At 45.8% G+C, this 4,861-nt stretch carries 4 protein-coding genes; all 4 read left to right on the top strand.

Annotated features, from left to right (window positions below; translation table 11 throughout):
* Positions 1-262: 262 nt before the first annotated feature.
* The gene (gene rbr / locus LUQ50_RS00990; RefSeq protein ID WP_300034823.1) at positions 263-838 is read left to right on the top strand and encodes a rubrerythrin; all 576 of its coding nucleotides are present in this window, start codon (positions 263-265) and stop codon (positions 836-838) included.
* Positions 839-1,045: 207 nt separating this feature from the next.
* On the top strand, positions 1,046-1,924 hold the full coding sequence (gene htpX / locus LUQ50_RS00985) for a zinc metalloprotease HtpX (protein ID WP_300034820.1): 879 nt from the start codon (positions 1,046-1,048) through the stop codon (positions 1,922-1,924).
* A gap of 355 nt (positions 1,925-2,279) precedes the next feature.
* Positions 2,280-4,385: a methyl-accepting chemotaxis protein gene (locus tag LUQ50_RS00980; RefSeq protein ID WP_300034817.1), complete on the top strand. Its 2,106-nt coding sequence runs from the start codon at positions 2,280-2,282 to the stop codon at positions 4,383-4,385.
* Between the two features lie 182 nt (positions 4,386-4,567).
* On the top strand, positions 4,568-4,861 hold a 294-nt coding region (locus LUQ50_RS00975), incomplete at its 3' end, for an MFS transporter (protein ID WP_300034814.1).

Genomic DNA, 4,861 nt, shown 5'->3' with positions numbered 1-4,861 from the left:
TTCCGGATTTATCCGAAAAGTATGGCTTAAACTATGTAGTGCATATAGTGTGCAGGCTTTAGAATAACCTTCGTTTCACTTCGATTATTCTAAAACCTTATGCAGTGCACTATAATCAAAATTTAGGATTCTGCGATATATTCACTGATTCAATAGGCTCGATACGGACCGGTCTGCCATATATCATCTTTTTATGGATTCGTACCTGATTATTACTTTGCACATTCATTCACACGCCAGATGGCATGAGGTCTGAAATAATATGGAGATAAAAGGAAGTAAAACGGAGAAAAACCTCCTTGCATCATTTGCAGGCGAAGCCCAGGCCCGAACGAGGTACAATTATTTTGCAAGTGTTGCAAAAAAAGAAGGTTACGAACAGATTGGAGAAATTTTCACAGAAACTGCTGAAAACGAAAAAGAACACGCCAAGTTGTTCTTTAAATTCCTGCAGGGCGGGGACGTGGAGATTACCTCATCATATCCTGCAGGTATGATCAGATCCACCTTAGAAAACCTGCAAGCTGCAGCCGATGGTGAACACCATGAATGGGAAGATTTATACCCGACATTTGCGGATATTGCAGAAAAAGAAGGGTTTACTGATATTGCAAAAACTTTCAGGAATGTATCAAAGGTTGAAGTAGCCCATGAACGCCGTTACCGGAAACTGATAAACAATATCGAGAAGAACAAGGTATTCAACCGTGATACCATCACAAAATGGAAATGCAGAAACTGTGGGTATATTCACGAGGGAAGCAGTGCACCGGATCCGGCCTGCCCGGTTTGTGATCATGCCAAAGCATATTTTGAGCTCTGGTCAGAAAATTATTAAATCTCCTTTCGATTGAACCGGTATCACCTGTACTATCTTTTTTTTACCTGTCCACGCGGATATAAGAAGATATCAAAGACATCAATCTTAGGAGAGAATGAGAGGGTCAGAAGACCAGGATATATGCTTTCTTCTCGCCTCATATCAGAAATTTTCCATTTTCGGTATAACTCTTTATCCTCAAGGACCATATAATAAGAAGGTCGTATGAAATGGAGACGTGATGCAGGCCTTACAGGACGTATAATCCTTACATGGGCGCTGCTCTTACTGGTATATCTGGTGTTCATGGGAATACTGATGGCTCTGGGCCTTCCTTCAGGCTTTATCATAGTCATAGCCGTGGTAATGGGCCTGGTCCAGTATTTCTTCTCTGATAAACTGGTACTGATGACTACCGGTTCAAAGATCGTCGAGTACGATGAAGCACCAGAACTTCACCGGACTATCGAAAAGTTATGTTCAGAGGCAGGCCTTCCAAAACCCCGGATCGCGGTAATGCACTCTCCTATGCCAAACGCCTTTGCAACCGGCAGGAGTCCGAAGCATGCAGTTGTTGCAGTTACCGATTCAATCATGCATGCATTAAACCAGGATGAACTTGAAGCAGTTCTTGCACATGAACTGTCACATATCAAAAACCGTGATATTCTCACCATGACGGTTGCCAGTTTTGTTGCCATGATAGCATCAATGATAATGAATAATTTCCTTTTTGCTTCATTGTTCAGCAACCGTGAGCAGGGTGGGGCATGGATTATTGCCGGGATTGTTGCAGCAATCGTCTGGGTGGTTGCAACCCTCCTGATGATGGCTCTCTCACGGTACCGGGAATTTGCAGCAGACCGGGGTTCCGCATACATTACGAACAATCCGGATGCCCTGATATCTGCGTTACAGAAGATTAGCGGAAGAATGGACCGCCTCCCCACGGAAACGAAAGTTGCAGCAGAAGGGGCAAACGCATTCTATATCATCCCCGCACTCTCCGGAAAAACCCTGGCAGGACTCTTCTCCACCCATCCCGCTCTCGAAAAGAGAATTGAGAATCTTGAGAAAGTCAGGGCTGAATTACGGGGATACTAACCTTTTTTTCGTATCATCGGAGAATAATCGCAGGCAGATACCTCTCGATCTGAACAATTCTCGGCATGCTGTTGACAGGCTGATAATCGTGCATAGTATAGGGATCTGGAACAATCGATAACCTGCCTGGAAAAATCATCTGGTATCTGAATCTCCTTCAGGTGTTATTCGCATGAGGTACAAACAGATCCGAATGGATGAACCCGGTATTACTCTCTATCGATGTGGTGCATATATCTGTTATCACCTGGAATTCTTTGAATAATCGGTTTCCGGTCATTTTCTACGAGGATTCGAAGTTCTACCATAGTTTAATATACTAAATCGCTAAAGGAAACACTATCAGGTGATAGAAATGCTGGACGATGTTAAGATTGGCAGAAAATTGCTAGCCGGATTTTTAATAACTATTATAATTTCAGTTATTATTGCTGCGACCGGGTATATATTCATCAGCATTCTGGACGATAAAAGCGAACAGATGTACCAGGACCGGTTATTACCTATCGATTATCTGGGTAGAATTAATGGAGCTTTTTACGAATTCAGAGGTGATGCGTATAAAGCACTCCTCGTTCCCGAACAGAAGAATGAAAGCCTGCAGGCTGCTGACAAGGCATTGAAGACGGTTGACGAAGAGATTGCCAAGTATGAACAGGTGAATCTTGCACCTGAAGAGAGGGAAGTTTTTGAATCGTTCAAATCCGCATTCGCCGGTTATAAAACCGAAGCTGCAAAGACGATACAGTTCATCAAGAATGATAAGAAGAATGAAGCCCTCGCAACCCTTGCTGCCGGGACAAGCCTTGCTAATTACCGGACACAGACAGACAAGGCTCTCTCATCCCTGCTTGAAACAAACAAGAAAGTCGCCGAGCAGATTAAAAACGATAATGATGCTAATGCAGCCACCGCAAAAACAACTATGATTATTGTCTCGATCATAGGTGCAATCATCGGCATCGCCTTCGCTATTCTCCTGACACGAAGTATCACCGGACCTTTGGCAAAAACCGTGGTGATGCTTGATGAGATGATCCTGGGACATCTGGGAATGCGACTCTCCATGAAACGGAAAGACGAGATCGGACACCTTGCCAGTGCCATGGACAGGTTCGCCGATAATCTCCAGATGACCGTAGTAGGAACGATGAAGAAGATCGCCGACGGTGATACATCCATGGCAATCACTCCTGCTGATGATCACGATGAAGTGGGTCCTGCCCTGAAAGAGACCGTTGATACACTCAACCTCCTGATCACCGAATCCAGGAAACTCGCAGATGCTGCTGCAGAAGGGGATTTAAATACGCGGGGAGATGCATTAATGTTCAAAGGCGGATACCAGGAGGTTATTTCGGGTATAAATACCACTCTTGAAAACATCATCGAACCGCTTAATGAAGCGATGAACATGGCAGGTTCATATGCACTGGGTGACTTCTCGTACCGATTCAACGAAGAGATCACCGTCAAGGGTGACTTTATCCCCTTCAGAGATTCGATGAATAAAATCGGAATAGAGACGGGAACTGCCATAGGAGCGGTGAAAGGCGAGGTTGATTCACTGCTTGCCGGCATGGAGGAGACCAGTGCCAGTGTCGAGGAGATCACGGCAGGTGCACAGAATCTTGCCCATAATGCATCTGTGGTGAGTGATATGGCGGAAAAAAGTGGAGACGGAATAACACAGGTTCTCCGGGCGATGAACGATCTCTCGACTACCGTTGCTTCAGTTGCCGGACAGGCAAATGAGGTAGCCAGCCTTACACAGGAGACTGATAACCTCTCCAAACAGGGTACCATGCTGGTCGGAAGAGCAGACGAAGGGATGAAAAAGATCTCGGTGTCATTCAGTCAGACCGATCAGGTAATCAGTGAAATCGGGCAACAGATGGCAGATATCGGGACCATCGTCAATGTTATCAGTTCTATTGCTGACCAGACCAACCTGCTTGCCCTAAATGCTGCCATCGAAGCAGCCCGTGCAGGTGACGCAGGACTGGGATTTGCAGTCGTTGCCGATGAAGTCAAAGCCCTTGCCCTGGAATCACAACAGTCTGCAGAGAAGATCTCACACCTGATAACAGAACTTCAGAAAAAATCACTGGCAGTTACGGAATCGATGAAAAACTCATTGTATGATGTTGGTGAAGGAAATACCGCAGTCAGGGAGACACTTACCATCTTTGGCAAGATCGCCGAAGCAATCGGAACGGTATCCATGAGAGTAGGAGAGGTAGCCGGAGCAAGCCAAGAACAAGCTGCTTCGGTTCAGGAGATCACGGCGAGTGTCCATGAGGTCGGAAGTCACATCGAACAGGCTGCAAAGGAAGCAGTCGACTCATCTGCTGCAACAGAGGAGGCATCTGCCGCCCTTGATCAGATTACCCGCGTAATTACGGATGCAACCGCATCAGTTGACCGGATATCCCATTCAATGGACAGATTTACCACCTGATTTTTTTATCACCTGATGCCGGGATATCCTTATTGCCTTACTATTTCAGAGGTTCTGGGCTGAACTCTCTGGCAGGATCCTTCACGATCCATACGCCGCACCGAATATTCAGTACATCTTAAGAGGCGATCTTCACGAATACCTGTCAATCAAACCATCATCCGGACGACTCGTATAAATGGGTGGCATTACTTGTCGCAGCTCTGGGAATGCTGGTAGGAATACTCAATGCCAGTACATTGATTATTGCTCTTCCTACGATGATGGTAAGTCTTAACACAACCCTTGTCAACGTCACCTGGGTTCTCATCGTATACATGCTGTTCATGACCATCCTGGCACCGGCATGCGGCCGTCTCGCCGACATCTACGGAAGAAAAAACATATACGTCTTCGGACTGGTTTTCTTTACTCTGGCATCCCTCCTCTGCGGAATTGCCGCGGATATTATCCAGTTAATCGGATTCCGTATCATT

It is taken from the genome of Methanospirillum sp. (genome assembly GCF_028679455.1).
Classification (GTDB): domain Archaea; phylum Halobacteriota; class Methanomicrobia; order Methanomicrobiales; family Methanospirillaceae; genus Methanospirillum.
Note: the sequence above shows the minus strand (reverse complement) of the source record. Positions and strands in the feature narration are given on the sequence as shown.